Origin of the sequence: Micromonospora cathayae, from assembly GCF_028993575.1 — a bacterium.
GTDB lineage: Bacteria > Actinomycetota > Actinomycetes > Mycobacteriales > Micromonosporaceae > Micromonospora > Micromonospora cathayae.
Map to the genome: position 1 here is coordinate 3,954,817 of NZ_CP118615.1, position 15,200 is coordinate 3,970,016.

Genomic DNA, 15,200 nt, shown 5'->3' on the forward strand with positions numbered 1-15,200 from the left:
CACCGGACGCGCCTGGCCGTGGCCGGCGAGGGGGCCGCAGGTGGGTCGGGCGGGGGTGGAGACGGCGTTGGTGGTGGTGAGGGTGCCGGCGGGACCGGCGGCGTGGCGGGTGCGCCCCGGGGCCGACCTGGGCGAGGTGTTACCGTGGAATCCCGTGGATCGCGTGATCACTTGGCTGATCGGCACGGCGGTCTGCACGACCGCGACAGACGACACGGGAGCAGGCCTTGGCCCCTTCAGCACGGACGACCAGGCACATCTTCGTCACCGGGGGCGTCGCCTCCTCGCTGGGTAAGGGGCTCACCGCCTCCAGCCTCGGCAACCTGCTCACTGCCCGCGGGTTGCGGGTGGTGATGCAGAAACTCGACCCGTACCTCAACGTCGACCCGGGGACGATGAACCCGTTCCAGCACGGTGAGGTGTTCGTCACCGAGGACGGCGCGGAGACCGACCTGGACGTCGGCCACTACGAGCGGTTCCTGGACCAGGCGCTCTCCGGCAAGGCGAACGTCACCACCGGCCAGATCTACTCGGACGTGATCGCCAAGGAGCGGCGCGGCGAGTACCTCGGCGACACGGTGCAGGTCATCCCGCACATCACCAACGAGATCAAGTCCCGGATCCTGGCGATGGCCGAACCGGACGCCGACGGCAACGTCCCGGACGTGGTGATCACCGAGGTCGGCGGCACGGTCGGCGACATCGAGTCGCTGCCGTTCCTGGAGGCGATCCGGCAGGTCCGGCACGATCTGGGCCGGGACAACTGCTTCTACCTGCACGTGTCGCTGGTGCCGTACCTGGCCCCCTCCGGGGAACTGAAGACCAAGCCGACCCAGCACTCGGTGGCCCAGCTGCGCAACATCGGTATCCAGCCGGACGCGCTGGTCTGCCGCTCCGACCGGGACATCCCGGACAAGCTCAAGCACAAGCTGTCGCTCTACTGCGACGTGGACCGGGAGGCGGTCACCGCCGCCCCGGACGCGCCCAGCATCTACGACATCCCCAAGGTGCTGCACCGGGAGGGCCTCGACGCGTACGTGGTGCGCCGGCTCGGCCTCTCCTTCCGGGACGTGGACTGGACGGCCTGGGACGACCTGCTGGAGCGGGTGCACCACCCCCGGCACACGGTCACCGTGGCGGTGGTCGGCAAGTACGTCGACCTGCCCGACGCGTACCTGTCGGTCAGCGAGGCGATCCGGGCGGCCGGCTTCCACCACCGGGCCCGGGTGCAGCTGCGCTGGGTGCCCAGCGACGACTGCGTCACCCCGGCCGGCGCGGCGGCCGCCCTGGCCGGCGTGGACGGCATCGTCATCCCCGGCGGCTTCGGGGTCCGGGGCATCGAGGGCAAGATCGGCACCGCCCGGTACGCCCGGGAGAACGGCATCCCGCTGCTCGGCCTCTGCCTCGGGTTGCAGTGCATGGCCATCGAGGTGGCCCGGCACCTCGGCGGACTGGACGGGGCGAACTCGCTGGAGTTCGACGAGGAGGCCGGCCACCCGGTGATCGCCACCATGGCCGACCAGGAGGACATCGTCGCCGGCAAGGGCGACCTGGGCGGCACCATGCGGCTGGGCGCGTACCCGGCCACGCTCACCGAGGGCTCGATCGTCGCCGAGGCGTACGGCAGCACCGAGGTCAGCGAGCGGCACCGGCACCGGTACGAGGTGAACAACGCCTACCGGGACGCGCTCACCAAGTCGGGCCTGCACATCTCCGGTACCTCCCCGGACGGCCGGCTGGTCGAGTTCGTGGAGCTGGACCGCAGCCTGCACCCGTTCTTCGTGGCCACCCAGGCGCATCCCGAGCTGAAGAGCCGGCCGACCCGGCCGCACCCGCTGTTCGCCGCGTTCGTCCGGGCCGCGGTCACCTACTCGGAGGCCGACCAGCTTCCCGTCGAGCTGGACGGGGCCGGCTCGCGGCCGGCCGCCCCGACCGGGAAGAAGGCGTCCCGCAACGGCGTGCCGGCCACCGACGCGGCGACGACGGCGTCGGCGTCGTGACCGGGCACCGGTACGAGCTGCGGGCCCGCACCGAGCGGTTCGCCGGGCGGATCTTCCAGGTGTACAGCGACGAGGTGACCATGCCGGGCGGCGGAACCGCCGTCCGGGACGTGGTCCGGCACGTGGGCGCGGTCGCCGTGGTGGCGTTGGACGACGCCGGCCGGGTGGTGCTGGTCCGGCAGTACCGGCATCCGGTCGGCGGGTACCTCTGGGAGCTGCCGGCCGGGCTGATGGACGTCGACGGCGAGAACCTCGCCGAGGCGGCGCGGCGGGAACTGGCCGAGGAGGCCGACCTGACCGCCGGCCGGGTGGACGTGCTGGTCGACCTGCACAGCTCACCGGGCTTCTCCAGCGAACTGGTACGGATCTTCCTGGCCCGGGAGCTGACCGAGGTGCCGGCGGGTCAGCGGCACGACCGGCACGACGAGGAGGCCGACATGCAGGTCGTCCGGGTCGATCTGGACGATGCGGTGGCCCGGGTGCTGGCCGGCGAGATCACCAACGCCTCCTGCGTGGCAGGGCTGCTGGCCGCCGTCCGGGCGAGGGACGCGGGCTGGGCCCCGCTGCGTCCGGCGGACGAGCCGCTGCCCCGCTGACGCCACCGCCCCGCCGCCCGGCGCGGGCGGCGGCACCGCGTGACGGCGGGCCTCCGGCCGGGACCGCGTGACGGCGCGTCGCCCGGCCGGGACCGGGGGCGGGCACGACGAAGGGGCCGTACGGTTCGCCGTACGGCCCCTTTCGTGGTCGTGGATCAGTCGCGCAGCGGTCGGCCCTGACCGTCGACGCCGCCGTTGATCAGGATGAGGATGCCGTCGATGAATCCCCAGATGCTGCCGATGCCGCAGGTCACCAGGGTCACCACGAGCTGGATGACGCCGGTCTTGGTGTCGCCCATGTAGAACCGGCCGACGCCGAAGCCGCCGAGGACGATCTGGAGCACGCCGGCGACCACCTTGCTCTTGTCCGAGACGCCGCCGGGGTACTGGTACTGAGGGTAGGTCATGAGGCGACACCTTAATGATCGACTTCGTTGCTGTCCGCAGCGAGTCCGGGCCGATGGGACGATAATGGGCGAACACTGTCCCAACGGCCGAGGTCGGGTCACGTTGTCGGCCAGGACATGCCTGACAGATCGTCAGGAGAACCGGTCACGGGATGTCACTCTGCTGGTCGTCCACTCGGGTCGGCGGGCCTAGACTGCGGCCGACGGGTGCGGTGGACCGCGGCGGCAACGGAGCCGCCGCGCGCCGAGCGGGCGGGGCAGTGCGGCCCCGGGGAGAGGTGTCGTCGTGAAGGTCGGAATCCCACGCGAGGTCAAGAACCACGAGTACCGCGTGGCGATCACGCCGGCGGGCGTGAACGAGTTCACCCGCAGCGGTCACCAGGTCTTCGTCGAATCCGGGGCCGGCACCGGTTCCAGCATCACCGACGAGGAGTTCGTCGCCGCCGGCGCCACGATCCTGCCCACCGCCGACGAGGTGTGGGACACCGCCGACCTGGTGCTGAAGGTCAAGGAGCCGGTCGCCGAGGAGTACCACCGGATGCGCGCCGGGCAGGTGCTCTTCACCTACCTGCACCTGGCCGCCTCCAAGGCGTGCACCGACGCGCTGGTGGACCGGAAGGTCACCGGCATCGCGTACGAGACGGTCGAACTGCCGGACCGGTCGCTGCCGCTGCTCGCCCCGATGTCCGAGGTCGCCGGCCGGCTCGCCCCGCAGGTGGGGGCGTACCACCTCCAGCGGCAGGGCGGCGGGCGCGGCATCCTGATGGGCGGCGTGTCCGGCGTGTACGCGGCCAAGACCGTGGTCATCGGTGCGGGCGTGTCCGGCATGAACGCCGCCGCCATCGCGCTCGGTCTCCAGGCCGAGGTGCTGCTGCTGGACAAGAACGTCGGGCGGCTGCGCCAGGCCGACGCCATCTACCGGGGGCACCTGCAGACGGTCGCCTCCAACGCGTACGAGATCGAGCGGGCCGTGCTCGACGCGGACCTGGTCATCGGCGCGGTGCTGGTGCCCGGCGCGAAGGCCCCGACGTTGATCTCCAACGAGTTGGTCTCCCGGATGAAGCCGGGCAGCGTGCTGGTCGACATCTCCATCGACCAGGGCGGCTGCTTCGAGGACTCCCGGCCGACCACGCACGCCGAGCCCACCTACCGGGTGCACAACTCGATCTTCTACTGCGTGGCGAACATGCCCGGCGCGGTCCCGCACACCAGCACGTACGCGCTGACCAACGTCACCCTCCCGTACGCCCTCGAACTCGCCAACCACGGCTGGCGGGAGGCGCTGCGCCGCGACCCCGCCCTGGCCCTGGGGCTGAACGCCCACGACGGCCAGGTCACCTACGGCCCGGTCGCCGAGGCGCACGGCATGACCGCGCTGCCGCTGACCGAGGTCCTGGGCTGACCGGCCGGCCCTCCCCGGTGCCGGCGCGGGTGGCGGGGCCGGTTCCGGTGTCCACCTCTGCGCCGGCTCTGGTGCCGGCGGCCGCTCCGGCCCCCGCGCCGGCCCTGCTGCGGGCCGTGCGCGGGTACCTCGACCACCTGACCGTCGAGCGGGGACTCTCCGCCAACACCCTCGCCTCCTACCGCCGGGACCTGGACCGGTACCTGCTGACCCTCGCGGCGGCCGGCGTGACCGACCTGGCCTCGGTCGGGCCGACGGACGTCGAGGGGCACCTGGCCGCGCTGCGTGCCGGCGGCGACGGGTACCCGCCGCTGGCCGTGTCGTCCGCCGCCCGGGCCGCCAGCGCGGTCCGGGGCCTGCACCGCTTCGCGCTGCGCGAGGGGTTGGTCGGCGCGGACGCCAGCCGGGACGTCAAGCCGCCCACGCCACCACGCCGGCTACCCCGGGCACTGCCCGTCGACGACGTGGTCCGCCTGCTGGAGACGGCCGGGTCGGTACGGGCCGCCGGCGACGGCGCGCCGCTGACCCTGCGCGACCGGGCGCTGCTGGAGTTCCTGTACGGCACCGGCGCGCGGATCTCCGAGGCGGTCGGCGCGGCCGTCGACGACCTCGACCAGACGGAGGGGACGGTGCTGCTGCGGGGCAAGGGCGGGCGGTCCCGCCTCGTCCCGGTGGGCGGGTACGCCGCCGAGGCGCTGCGGGCGTACCTGGTGCGGGCCCGTCCCGGCCTGGTCGCCGGCGGGCGGGGCACCCCGGCGGTCTTCGTCAACGCCCGTGGTGGCCCGCTCTCCCGGCAGGGGGCCTGGACCATCCTGCGGCGTACCGCCGAGCGGGCCGGCCTGCCGGTCGACGGGCCCGCAGCGGTCTCCCCGCACACCCTGCGGCACTCCTACGCCACCCACCTGCTCGACGGCGGCGCGGACGTCCGGGTGGTGCAGGAACTGCTCGGTCACGCCTCGGTCACCACCACCCAGGTCTACACCCTGGTCACCGTGGAGCGGCTGCGCGAGGTGTGGGCCACCGCCCACCCCCGGGCGTACGGCTGACCGGCCGTCGACCCGTCGGCGCTCCCGGCGCGCTGTGGCGACCGTCACCGGAGGCCGAACCGGGGCCGGTGGCGGCGTCCGGGCTGGCCGACACGCCGACCCGGTACTGACCGGCCTGCGTGAACGTGGCGTACAGTCGGCATCGGGCGCGGACCTCCTGGGGGCGACAACCGGGGTGCGCAGCGGCGCCGCAGAGGGACGTCGGACGGCTCCGACGTCGGGTGGTCGTCGGGAGGGGGCAACAGGACATGGCTGGCAACGGTGACCGTGCCGAGACGTGGACGTCGGAGCTCCGCGAGCAGCAGGCCACACTCGGCGCGGACCTCGGCCCGGCCGATCCGGCCGCGTACACCATGCGCAAACCGATCCCCGAGCCGATGCCCACCGACCGGCACGGGCCGGCCCGGATCATCGCGATGGCCAACCAGAAGGGCGGCGTCGGGAAGACCACCACCACCATCAACCTCGGCGCGGCCCTGGCCGAGTACGGCCGCAAGGTGCTGCTGGTGGACTTCGACCCGCAGGGCGCGCTCTCCGTCGGCCTGGGGGTCAACCCGCACAACCTCGACCTGTCCGTCTACAACCTGCTCATGCAGGACGACGTCACCGCCGAGGACGTCCTGATCAAGACGGACGTGGCCGGGCTGCACCTGCTGCCGGCCAACATCGACCTCTCGGCCGCCGAGATCCAGCTCGTCAACGAGGTCGCCCGGGAGATGGCGCTGGCGCGGGTGCTGCGCAGCATCCGCAAGGAGTACGACTACATCCTCATCGACTGCCAGCCGTCACTGGGCCTGCTCGCCATCAACGCGTTGACCGTGGCGCACGGCGTGCTGATCCCCCTGGAGTGCGAGTTCTTCAGCCTCCGGGGCGTGGCGCTGCTCCTCGACACCATCGACAAGGTGCGCGAACGGCTCAACTTCGACCTCGAGCTGGAGGGCATCCTCGCCACCATGTACGACAGCCGCACCACGCACTGCCGGCAGGTGCTCCAGCGGGTGGTCGAGGCGTTCGGCGACAAGGTCTACCAGACCGTGATCACCAAGACCGTCAAGTTCCCCGAGTCCACGGTGGCCGGGGCGCCGATCACCACGCTCGACCCCGCCTCCTCCGGGGCACGCAACTACCGTCAGCTCGCCCGCGAGGTGATCGCCGCGCAGGCGGAGCGGTAGGCGCGCCCCACGGGGCGTGGACTACGGTCGTCCGGTGACCGCACCACCCCTCGACCCCGCCGCGGTGGCGCAGGTCGCCGCTGCCACCCCTGGGCAGGTCGACCCCGTGACGACGACGCCGGTCGACCCGGCCGCCCCGGTCACACCCGCCGTCCCGACCGGCACCGCCTCCGGTTCCGGGGCCGAGACCGGCACCGCCTCCGGTTCCGGCGATGCCAGCGAGGACGGCGGCGGTTTCACCGTCCGGCTGGCGAACTTCACCGGCCCCTTCGACCTGCTGCTGCAACTGATCGGCAAGCACAAACTGGACGTCACCGAGGTGGCGCTGCACCAGGTCACCGACGAGTTCATCGCCTACATCCGGGCGATGGGCGACGCGTGGGACCTGGACGAGGCCAGCGAGTTCCTGCTGATCGCCGCCACTCTGCTGGACCTGAAGGCGGCCCGCCTGCTGCCCGCCGCCGACGTCGAGGACGAGGAGGACCTGGCCCTGCTCGAGGCCCGGGACCTGCTCTTCGCGCGGCTGTTGCAGTACAAGGCGTACAAGGAGGCAGCGGCGCACATCGCCGCGCTGGAGGCGGAGGGCGGCCGGCGCTATCCCCGGGCCGTCACCCTGGAGCCCCGGTACGCCCAGGCGTTGCCGGACCTGGTGCTCGGCGTCGGCCCGGACCGGCTGCTCCGGCTGGCGGTGAAGGCGATGACCCCGAAACCGGTCCCGGTGGTCTCCATCGACCATGTGCACATGGTGCGGGTCAGCGTCCGGGAGCACGCCGCTATCCTGACCGACCGGCTGCGCCGCGCCGGCACCGCGACCTTCGCCCTGCTCTGCGCCGACTGCGCGGCCACCCTCGAGGTGGTGGCCCGGTTCCTGGCCCTGCTGGAGCTGTACCGGGAGGGACTGGTCGCGTTCACCCAGGAGCAGGCGCTCGGTGAGCTGACCGTACGCTGGACCGGCCCGGCCGACGGCGACACCGATCTCCAGATCGACGAGTACGCCGGCGCACCGTCCCCGACCGGGCCGACCGCGATCGAGCCGACCGGGACCGGGCCGAGTGCGACCGGGCCGAGTGCGATCGGCCCCACCGGGACCGGCCCCACCGGGACCGGCCCCACCGGGACCGCCACCGGGCCTGGGCCGGACGACCGCAGCGCCCACCCGGCCGGCCCGGACCGGTCACCGGCACCTGGCCCGGACGGGTCACCGGCAACCGACCTGGACGGGTCGCCGGCAACCGTCCCGGACCGGCCGACGGTCGGATCGGCGGGTGACGCGCCGGCGGCCGGGGGACGACCGCAGGTGACGGGGGAGCGGGTGGCCGGCCCCGGAACGACGGAGGAGGAGTGACCCCGCATGAGCGATGAGGACCGCCGCGACTCCCTGGCGGACCAGGCCGCGGCCTGGGTCCCCCCATGGAACCGCCCAGCCACCCCCGAACCGGTCCCCGCACCCACTGCGGAACCTGCCCCCGCCCCCACCCCGGAACCGGCCCCGACTGCTGAGGATCCTGGTGGGAAGGGGCCCCTGGAGAAGCCGGCTGCCCCCAGCCGGAGCCCTCGCCGGGGCGCCCGTCGGGCCGTCGTCCAGAAGTCGACGGCCACACCGGGAACGGCCGGGACGACCGGGGTCGCCGGTGCCGGCCCGGATGGGACCGGTGCGGCCCGTGGCGCGGACGGGGCCGCCGGGACGCCTGCGGTCATGGCCGAGGAGGAGCTGCGCGGCGCGCTGGAGGCGATCCTGCTGGTCGTCGACGAACCGGTCAGCGTGGCGACCCTGGCCCAGGTGCTGGAGCAGCCGGTCGAGCGGGTCGGCGGCGCGCTGGAGCGGATCGCCGCCGGCTACACCGAGGCCGGGCACGGCTTCGAGTTGCGGCGTGCCGCCGGTGGCTGGCGGCTCTACACCCGCCCGGCGTACGCCCCGTACGTGGAACGGTTCATCCTCGACGGGCAGTCCGTCCGGCTCACCCAGGCCGCGCTGGAGACCCTCGCCGTGGTCGCGTACAAGCAGCCGGTGACCCGCTCGCGGATCTCGGCCATCCGCGGTGTCAACTGTGACGGGGTGATCCGTACCCTGGTGTCCCGCGGCCTGGTCGCCGAGTGCGGCACCGAGCCGGACAGCGGCGCGTACCTCTACCGGACGACCACCCTGTTCCTGGAGAAACTCGGGCTCGACAGTGTCGACGACCTGCCGCCGCTGGCCCCGTTCCTGCCCGACGACGTAGAAGAGTTTGCCGATGCCACGCGATGACCGCACCCCCAGCCCCGACGCGCCCGTCTACGAGGGGGCCGAACGCCTCCAGAAGGTGCTCGCCGCCGCCGGCGTGGGTTCCCGTCGCGCCTGCGAGGACCTGATCTTCCGTCGCCGGGTCACCGTCAACGGCCGGGTCGCCCAGCTCGGTGACCGGGCCGACCCGTCCCGGGACGTCATCCACGTCGACGGTGAGCGCCTCCAGGCCGACACCCGCCTGGTCTACCTGGCCATGAACAAGCCGCGCGGGGTGGTCTCCACGATGGCCGACGAGAAGGGGCGTACCGCCCTGGCCGACTTCCTCGGCAACCGGGTCGAGCAGCGGGTCTACCACGTCGGGCGGCTCGACGCGGACAGCGAGGGCCTGCTGCTGCTCACCAACGACGGCACCCTGGCGCACAAGCTGATGCACCCGTCGTACGGGGTGCAGAAGACCTACCTGTGCCAGGTGTCCGGGCTGATCCCGCGCAACCTCGGCAAGCGGCTGATGGCCGGGGTGGAGCTGGAGGACGGGCCGGTGAAGGTCGACTCCTTCAGGGTGGTGGACACCCTGGGCAAGACCGCCCAGGTGGAGGTCAGCCTGCACGAGGGGCGCAAACACATCGTCCGGCGGTTGCTGGCCGAGGTCGGGCACCCGGTGAGCCGGCTGGTGCGTACCGCGATCGGGCCGATCCGGTTGGGCGACCTGCGGGCCGGGCGCACCCGCCGGCTGACCAACGCGGAGGTCGCCGCCCTGTTCAGGGCGGTGGGTGACTGACCCGGCGGTTGCGGGTACCGCTGGGGGTAGGCTCCCAGGCGGCCGGGTGGCGCGGATCGCCCCCGGCGGGCGTCGGCACGGGGCGGATCGGACCGCCCGGCATGATGGACGACGATGGACAACCGCTCGCGTGACGCCGGAATCCCGGCGAACCGTGAGGTACGGGCTGAGGAGGACATGCGGTGGCGGAGAACATACGAACCGGGCGATGTGTGGTCGCTGTCGACGGACCATCCGGTTCGGGTAAGTCCACCGTCTCCCGGCGGCTGGCCGCCGGAATCGACGCCCGTTACCTGGACACCGGCGCGATGTACCGGGCGGTCACCTGGGCGGTGCTGCGCTCCGGGGTCGACCCGGCCGACGCGGAGGCGGTGGCGAAGGTCGCCGCCGAGGTGGAGCTGCGCATCGGCACCGACCCCCAGGGGTACGGCGTCACCGTCGACGGGGTCGCCGTCGACGCCCCGATCCGGGGTCCGGAGGTGACCGCGGCGGTGTCCGCGGTGGCCGCCGTGCCGGCGGTCCGGGCGCTGCTGGTGGCCCGGCAGCGCGAGATGATCACGAACGCCGGCCGGATCGTGGTGGAGGGCCGGGACATCGGCTCGGTGGTCGCCCCCGACGCGGAGCTGAAGGTGTACCTGACCGCGTCGGAGACGGCGCGGGCCCAGCGGCGCAGCGCGCAGGACGCCGCCGACGTGGCCGCCACCGCCGCCGACCTGGCCCGCCGGGACCGGCTCGACTCCACCCGCAAGGCCGACCCGTTGCAGCAGACGGCGGACGCGGTGGTGCTGGACACCACCGAACTGGGCATCGACGAGGTCGTGGCCCGGCTCCGCGAGCTACTCACCGAGCGGGGCGTGGCATGAGCGACGGTACCGGCTGGGTGGAGCTGCGCGAACCCGACGTCGAGGAGGAACAGAGCGGCCCGGTGCCGGTGGTGGCCGTGGTCGGTCGCCCCAACGTCGGCAAGTCGACGCTGGTCAACCGGATCATCGGCCGTCGCCAGGCGGTCGTGGAGGACGTGCCCGGGGTGACCCGGGACCGGGTCCCGTACGACGCGCAGTGGGCCGGCCGGGAGTTCACCGTGGTGGACACCGGCGGTTGGGAGCCGGACGCCAAGGACCGGGCGGCGGCCATCGCCGCCCAGGCCGAGACGGCGGTCGCCACCGCCGACGTGGTGCTGTTCGTGGTGGACGCGGTGGTCGGCTCGACCGACGTCGACGAGGCGGCGGTACGGATGCTGCGGCGCAGCGCCAAGCCGGTCATCCTGGTGGCGAACAAGGCTGACAACGCGGCCGTCGAGGTGGAGGCCACCTCGCTGTGGTCGCTGGGGCTGGGCGAGCCGTACGCGGTGTCGGCGCTGCACGGCCGGGGCTCCGGTGAACTGCTCGACGCCATCATGGAGGCCCTGCCCGAAGCGCCGAAGATCGTGGAGAACCGGCCGCGTGGCCCGCGCCGGGTGGCGCTGGTCGGCCGGCCCAACGTGGGCAAGTCCAGCCTGCTGAACCGCTTCTCCGGTGAGGAACGGGCGGTGGTCGACTCGGTCGCCGGCACCACCGTCGACCCGGTGGACAGCCTGGTCCGCATCGGCGGGGAGACCTGGCACCTGGTGGACACCGCCGGGCTGCGTAAACGGGTCGGCAAGGCCAGCGGCACCGAGTACTACGCGAGCCTGCGCACCGCCTCGGCGATCGAGGCGGCCGAGGTGGCGGTGGTGCTGCTGGACGCCAGCGAGGTCATCAGCGAGCAGGACCAGCGGATCCTGTCCATGGTGACCGAGGCCGGCCGGGCGCTCGTCATCGCGTTCAACAAGTGGGACCTGGTCGACGGTGACCGCCGGTACTACCTGGACAAGGAGATCGAGCGGGAACTGCGCCGCATCCCGTGGGCGATCCGGCTGAACCTGTCCGCGATGACCGGCCGGGCGGTGGACAAGCTCGCCCCGGCGCTGCGCAAGGCCCTGGCGAGCTGGGAGACCCGGGTACCGACCGCCCAGCTCAACGCGTGGCTCACCGCGCTGGTGCAGGCCACCCCGCACCCGGTACGCGGTGGGCGGGCTCCGAAGATCCTGTTCGCCACCCAGGCGGGCACCTGCCCGCCCCGGTTCGTGCTGTTCACCACCGCGCCGCTGGACGCCGGCTACCAGCGCTTCGTCGAGCGCAAGCTGCGCGAGGAGTTCGGCTTCGAGGGCAGCCCGGTGGAGATCTCGGTACGCCCGCGCAAGAAGCTCGGCCCGGGTGGCCGGGGCAAGGCGCACGGCTGACCGTCGTACGACGCGCACGGAGCGCCGGGTCGGGGTTGATCCCGACCCGGCGCTCCCGTTTCCCGCCCACCCACCCTCCTAGGATGCTCTAGGGGGTGTGGCGGGGAACGGCGGTGCGGGAGGGGCCTGTGCGTACGACGGGAAGATCCTGCGCTAAGCTGTACCGGCTGCCGCAGGGGAGACCCGGCGGTGGCATCGGGACGTGGCGCAGCTTGGTAGCGCACTTGACTGGGGGTCAAGGGGTCGTCGGTTCGAATCCGGCCGTCCCGACGCAGGTCAGAGGGCTGATCCGGAGATCGGGTCGGCCCTTCTGCATCTTCCTGAGGACCGAGATTGGTTGCGCCGAAGCCGGGGCTGGTTGTTGCTTGACCAGCGGATACATTTCTGGCTGCTACTCGATTACGTGCCGAAGGTCGCGATTCGCCCCACTCGCCGAGGAAACGTTGATACCTCCGCCCTGGGTAGGGCTCAGTCAGCATGCTGACTCAAGGTTCCGGAAGATCCGACGGATCCCGGAATGAACCGGCCACCCATTACTGTCGTCCCTCGTAGCCTACCCGCCACCATCCCCCAGCCTTCGTCAGGCAATGGCGTACCATGGGTCGCCGGACCTATTGGCGGGGAACCGGGCAAGCGATAGAGTCACGTCCGCGAACACCTTGGATCAGACGCAGTTGCGCTTGCTCCTGTAGTGGCGAGCTGCGGACAACACAAAGGACAAAGATGAGCGCGAGCCGGACCCGTACCTGCTCCTGGTGCGGTGAAGAAGGGCACGACAGGCGGTCGTGCGGAGTTTCTCCCCATGCCGGGCGCTGCAGCGTGTGTTCCTACCACGGGCACGACAAGCGCAACTGCCCGCGCAAGTGACTCAGGCTATTAGTCGGTGCTCGCCCGCGGGGTGGCTTGACCTCCGTCATTCGTCAGAGTGAAACGTATGACGCACACGGTGGCGGGTAGCTGAACGGCCCGATCTTGCGGATAGCATGTGTGAAGTGCATGGACACTCGGCGTTCGTCCTGAACGTCAGGGGAGCGTAGGTTCAGTCGGGCTGTCTGAGAGGATCAGAGGGCATATCCGTTGATCGGATATGCCCTCTTCTTGTGTCCGGGTGCCTGGCCGGGTGACTACGCCTCAGCATCGAGGATCCGATCCACGATCACGACGTCGCTGAGGTCCGTCGCTGCGGTTGGTACCGACAGGTCTCTCCCCTGGCCCAGGGGTGGTGATTCCGCAGCTTGTCGAGCTTTTCCCGGATCCGGGCAGCGGATCTCGACGACAGTCTTCGGCTCGACGATGCTGTCCTGCCTGGTCAGGGGGTCGGATGGCGGTGGGTGAGGGTGTGGCCGAGGCGCCAGCCGAGGTTGACGGCGGTCTGTTCCCTGCGGCCGGAGCCCCAGATGCGGCGGATCGTAGTTACCTCGACGCTGACGTCGGCGGAGGCGTCCACCCGGGTCTTGGCGCAGTAGGACGTGTTGGCCGCGCGGGATTCCTCGTGGCGGCGGTGGATCTCGGCGAGGCCGAGGCGGATGATCCCGGCCGTCGCGAGGGCTTTGAGCTGGTCAACGGTCAACTCGTTCGGGTTGGCCGGGATGCCGGCCGCACTGATGGCGACGGCGAGTTCGCCGTACGGCAAGGTGCCGAGCGGAACGGCTGGCGGTGCGAGATGAGGGCCGGCAGAGGCATGGGCAGAGACGTTCGGGTGGGACACGGGCTGGGCAGGCTGATCAGGCATCAGGGTTCCTTCCGCAGTGGACCGATCCACAGGACTTGACTCAGTCCTTTGTTGGGTTGTCCCAACAACTTGGTTTGCTTTCTACCAGGACGCTGGCCAGCGGGGCAAGTAGTTGTTAGCCTGTTGGTACAAATTCGAGGGGGCGTGGCATGAGCTTGAACCCGGCGGACTCTCGGCCGCTCTACCAGCAGCTCGCATCGACGCTCCGGGAGCGGATCCAGAGCGGTGATCTTGATCGAGGTGACCGCTTCCCCACCGAAAGCGAGCTCACTGAGCGGTACCACGTCAGCCGGAACACCGTCCGCTTGGCCTTGGACGTCCTTCGCAACGAAGGGCTCGTGGTCTCCCAGCGTGGGCGTGGGAGCTTCGTCCGGGCAGAGCCAGCGCTCCGTTACTACGCATCGCTGACTGGATCGCGCAAACGACGGCTGGAAGCCGACCGCCGTCGGGACACCTTCAGCCAGCAGATCGAGGCGCAGGGCAAGAAGGCCCGCCAGGTGAGTACCGTCGAGACCGTCCCTGCCGAGGCGGAGATCGCCGCCCACCTGCACCTGTCGCCCGGCGACCCGGTCGCGGTGCGCCGCAGGGTGATGTACGCCGACGATCAGCCGTTACAGCTTGGCGACAGCTACTATCCCCTGCCGATCGTGCAGAACAGCAAGATCATGGATCCGGCCGACATTATCGAGGGAACCGATCAGGTCCTGGAGGACCTGGGCCACACTCCCGTCCGGTACGAGGACGAGATCACCTGTCGGATGCCCACCGCAGAGGAGGCGACCAAGCTCCACCTCGGGCCGGCGACGCCCGTAGGGAGGTTGCTCCGTACGAGTTTCGATCAGAACGACCAGCCCATCGAGGTCTATCAGGTGATCCTGCCCGGCGACCGGCACGTCCTGTTGTACGAGGTCGATGCCGAGTGAACCTCAAGCCGGTAACCCTTGAAGGCCGAGCGGTGCGTCTGGAACCGCTCGGCTTCCAGCATGTAGACGACCTTGCTGCCGCAGCGCGACACGACGCGATCTGGACCTACCTCGATGTGCCGACCCCGGACAGCCGGTACGCCGTCGAAAGGTTGATCCGTGACGCGCTGACCGAGCAGGAACGGGCTGCGCGGCTTCCCTTCGCCATCGTGGAACGGGCAACCGGCACGGCTGTCGGAAGTACCAGCTTCATCGACATCAGGCCGCACGACCGCACCGTAGAGATCGGTTGGACCTGGCTGACTCCGGGCCGGTGGGGACGCGGCATCAACACCGAAGCCAAATACCTGCTGATGCGCCACGCGTTCGAGGAACAACAGGCGGGACGGGTAGCCATCAAGACCGACCTCCGCAACGAGCGATCACAGCGGGCCATCGCCCGACTCGGCGCGGTCCGGGAAGGCGTGTGGCGCAATCACCGTCTCCTCAGCACCGGCACGTACCGAGACAGCGTCTTCTACAGCGTGATCGACAGCGAGTGGCCCGCAGTCCGGCGGCGGCTTGAGGCCGGACCGGAGCCGTCAGCGCGAGACTGACGCCGGCCGCCGGCCAACGGAACCGCCGGGTAGCACACGAGCACCTGTGCGGTCATCCAGGGGC

Annotated in this window: 14 protein-coding genes and 1 tRNA gene; 13 read left to right on the forward strand and 2 right to left on the reverse strand. The window is 71.4% G+C overall.

Features of this window, described 5'->3' with window-relative positions:
* Positions 1 to 227: 227 nt before the first annotated feature.
* Together PVK37_RS18115 and PVK37_RS18120 are read left to right on the forward strand one after the other, a co-directional pair.
* The gene (locus PVK37_RS18115; RefSeq protein WP_275028639.1) at positions 228 to 2,000 is read left to right on the forward strand and encodes a CTP synthase; all 1,773 of its coding nucleotides are present in this window, start codon (positions 228 to 230) and stop codon (positions 1,998 to 2,000) included.
* Entirely contained in the window at positions 1,997 to 2,596 is a 600-nt protein-coding gene (locus PVK37_RS18120) for an NUDIX domain-containing protein (protein WP_275028640.1), read from the forward strand. Before PVK37_RS18115 ends, PVK37_RS18120 begins: the two co-directional genes overlap by 4 nt.
* A gap of 155 nt (positions 2,597 to 2,751) precedes the next feature.
* On the opposite strand, the gene PVK37_RS18125 is transcribed toward PVK37_RS18120, so the two are convergent.
* The gene (locus PVK37_RS18125) at positions 2,752 to 3,069 is read right to left on the reverse strand and encodes a TM2 domain-containing protein (RefSeq protein ID WP_341483451.1); all 318 of its coding nucleotides are present in this window, start codon (positions 3,067 to 3,069) and stop codon (positions 2,752 to 2,754) included.
* A 220-nt stretch (positions 3,070 to 3,289) separates the two neighbouring features.
* Between PVK37_RS18125 and ald the strand changes: the two genes are divergently transcribed.
* The 9 genes from ald (at position 3,290) to PVK37_RS18170 (ending at position 12,155) form a co-directional block, all read left to right on the forward strand.
* The gene (gene ald, locus PVK37_RS18130) at positions 3,290 to 4,405 is read left to right on the forward strand and encodes an alanine dehydrogenase (RefSeq protein ID WP_275028642.1); all 1,116 of its coding nucleotides are present in this window, start codon (positions 3,290 to 3,292) and stop codon (positions 4,403 to 4,405) included.
* A gap of 47 nt (positions 4,406 to 4,452) precedes the next feature.
* Positions 4,453 to 5,451: a site-specific tyrosine recombinase XerD gene (locus PVK37_RS18135; RefSeq protein ID WP_423790823.1), complete on the forward strand. Its 999-nt coding sequence runs from the start codon at positions 4,453 to 4,455 to the stop codon at positions 5,449 to 5,451.
* 248 nt (positions 5,452 to 5,699) lie between these two features.
* On the forward strand, positions 5,700 to 6,623 hold the full coding sequence (locus PVK37_RS18140) for a ParA family protein (RefSeq protein WP_036375269.1): 924 nt from the start codon (positions 5,700 to 5,702) through the stop codon (positions 6,621 to 6,623).
* A 34-nt stretch (positions 6,624 to 6,657) separates the two neighbouring features.
* Positions 6,658 to 7,968: a segregation and condensation protein A gene (locus tag PVK37_RS18145; protein ID WP_275028643.1), complete on the forward strand. Its 1,311-nt coding sequence runs from the start codon at positions 6,658 to 6,660 to the stop codon at positions 7,966 to 7,968.
* Between the two features lie 6 nt (positions 7,969 to 7,974).
* Positions 7,975 to 8,868: an SMC-Scp complex subunit ScpB gene (scpB, locus tag PVK37_RS18150; protein WP_275028644.1), complete on the forward strand. Its 894-nt coding sequence runs from the start codon at positions 7,975 to 7,977 to the stop codon at positions 8,866 to 8,868.
* Positions 8,855 to 9,625 carry a pseudouridine synthase gene (locus PVK37_RS18155; protein WP_275028645.1) on the forward strand — a complete coding sequence of 257 codons (771 nt, stop codon included), beginning with the start codon at positions 8,855 to 8,857 and terminating at the stop codon, positions 9,623 to 9,625. Before scpB ends, PVK37_RS18155 begins: the two co-directional genes overlap by 14 nt.
* Before the next feature lie 182 nt (positions 9,626 to 9,807).
* Positions 9,808 to 10,488, forward strand: a complete 681-nt coding sequence (gene cmk, locus PVK37_RS18160; RefSeq protein ID WP_275028646.1) for a (d)CMP kinase — start codon at positions 9,808 to 9,810, stop codon at positions 10,486 to 10,488.
* The gene (der, locus tag PVK37_RS18165; RefSeq protein WP_275028647.1) at positions 10,485 to 11,885 is read left to right on the forward strand and encodes a ribosome biogenesis GTPase Der; all 1,401 of its coding nucleotides are present in this window, start codon (positions 10,485 to 10,487) and stop codon (positions 11,883 to 11,885) included. The genes cmk and der overlap by 4 nt, the downstream gene beginning before the upstream one ends.
* 196 nt (positions 11,886 to 12,081) lie before the next feature.
* Positions 12,082 to 12,155 (forward strand) — tRNA-Pro (locus PVK37_RS18170).
* Positions 12,156 to 13,194: 1,039 nt separating this feature from the next.
* Here PVK37_RS18170 and PVK37_RS18175 read toward each other — a convergent pair.
* Positions 13,195 to 13,617: a hypothetical protein gene (locus PVK37_RS18175; RefSeq protein WP_275028648.1), complete on the reverse strand. Its 423-nt coding sequence runs from the start codon at positions 13,615 to 13,617 to the stop codon at positions 13,195 to 13,197.
* Between the two features lie 149 nt (positions 13,618 to 13,766).
* On the opposite strand from PVK37_RS18175, the gene PVK37_RS18180 reads away from it, so the two are divergent.
* Positions 13,767 to 14,540: a GntR family transcriptional regulator gene (locus PVK37_RS18180; protein WP_275028649.1), complete on the forward strand. Its 774-nt coding sequence runs from the start codon at positions 13,767 to 13,769 to the stop codon at positions 14,538 to 14,540.
* On the forward strand, positions 14,537 to 15,136 hold the full coding sequence (locus tag PVK37_RS18185) for a GNAT family N-acetyltransferase (RefSeq protein WP_275028650.1): 600 nt from the start codon (positions 14,537 to 14,539) through the stop codon (positions 15,134 to 15,136). Before PVK37_RS18180 ends, PVK37_RS18185 begins: the two co-directional genes overlap by 4 nt.
* Positions 15,137 to 15,200: the final 64 nt, after the last annotated feature.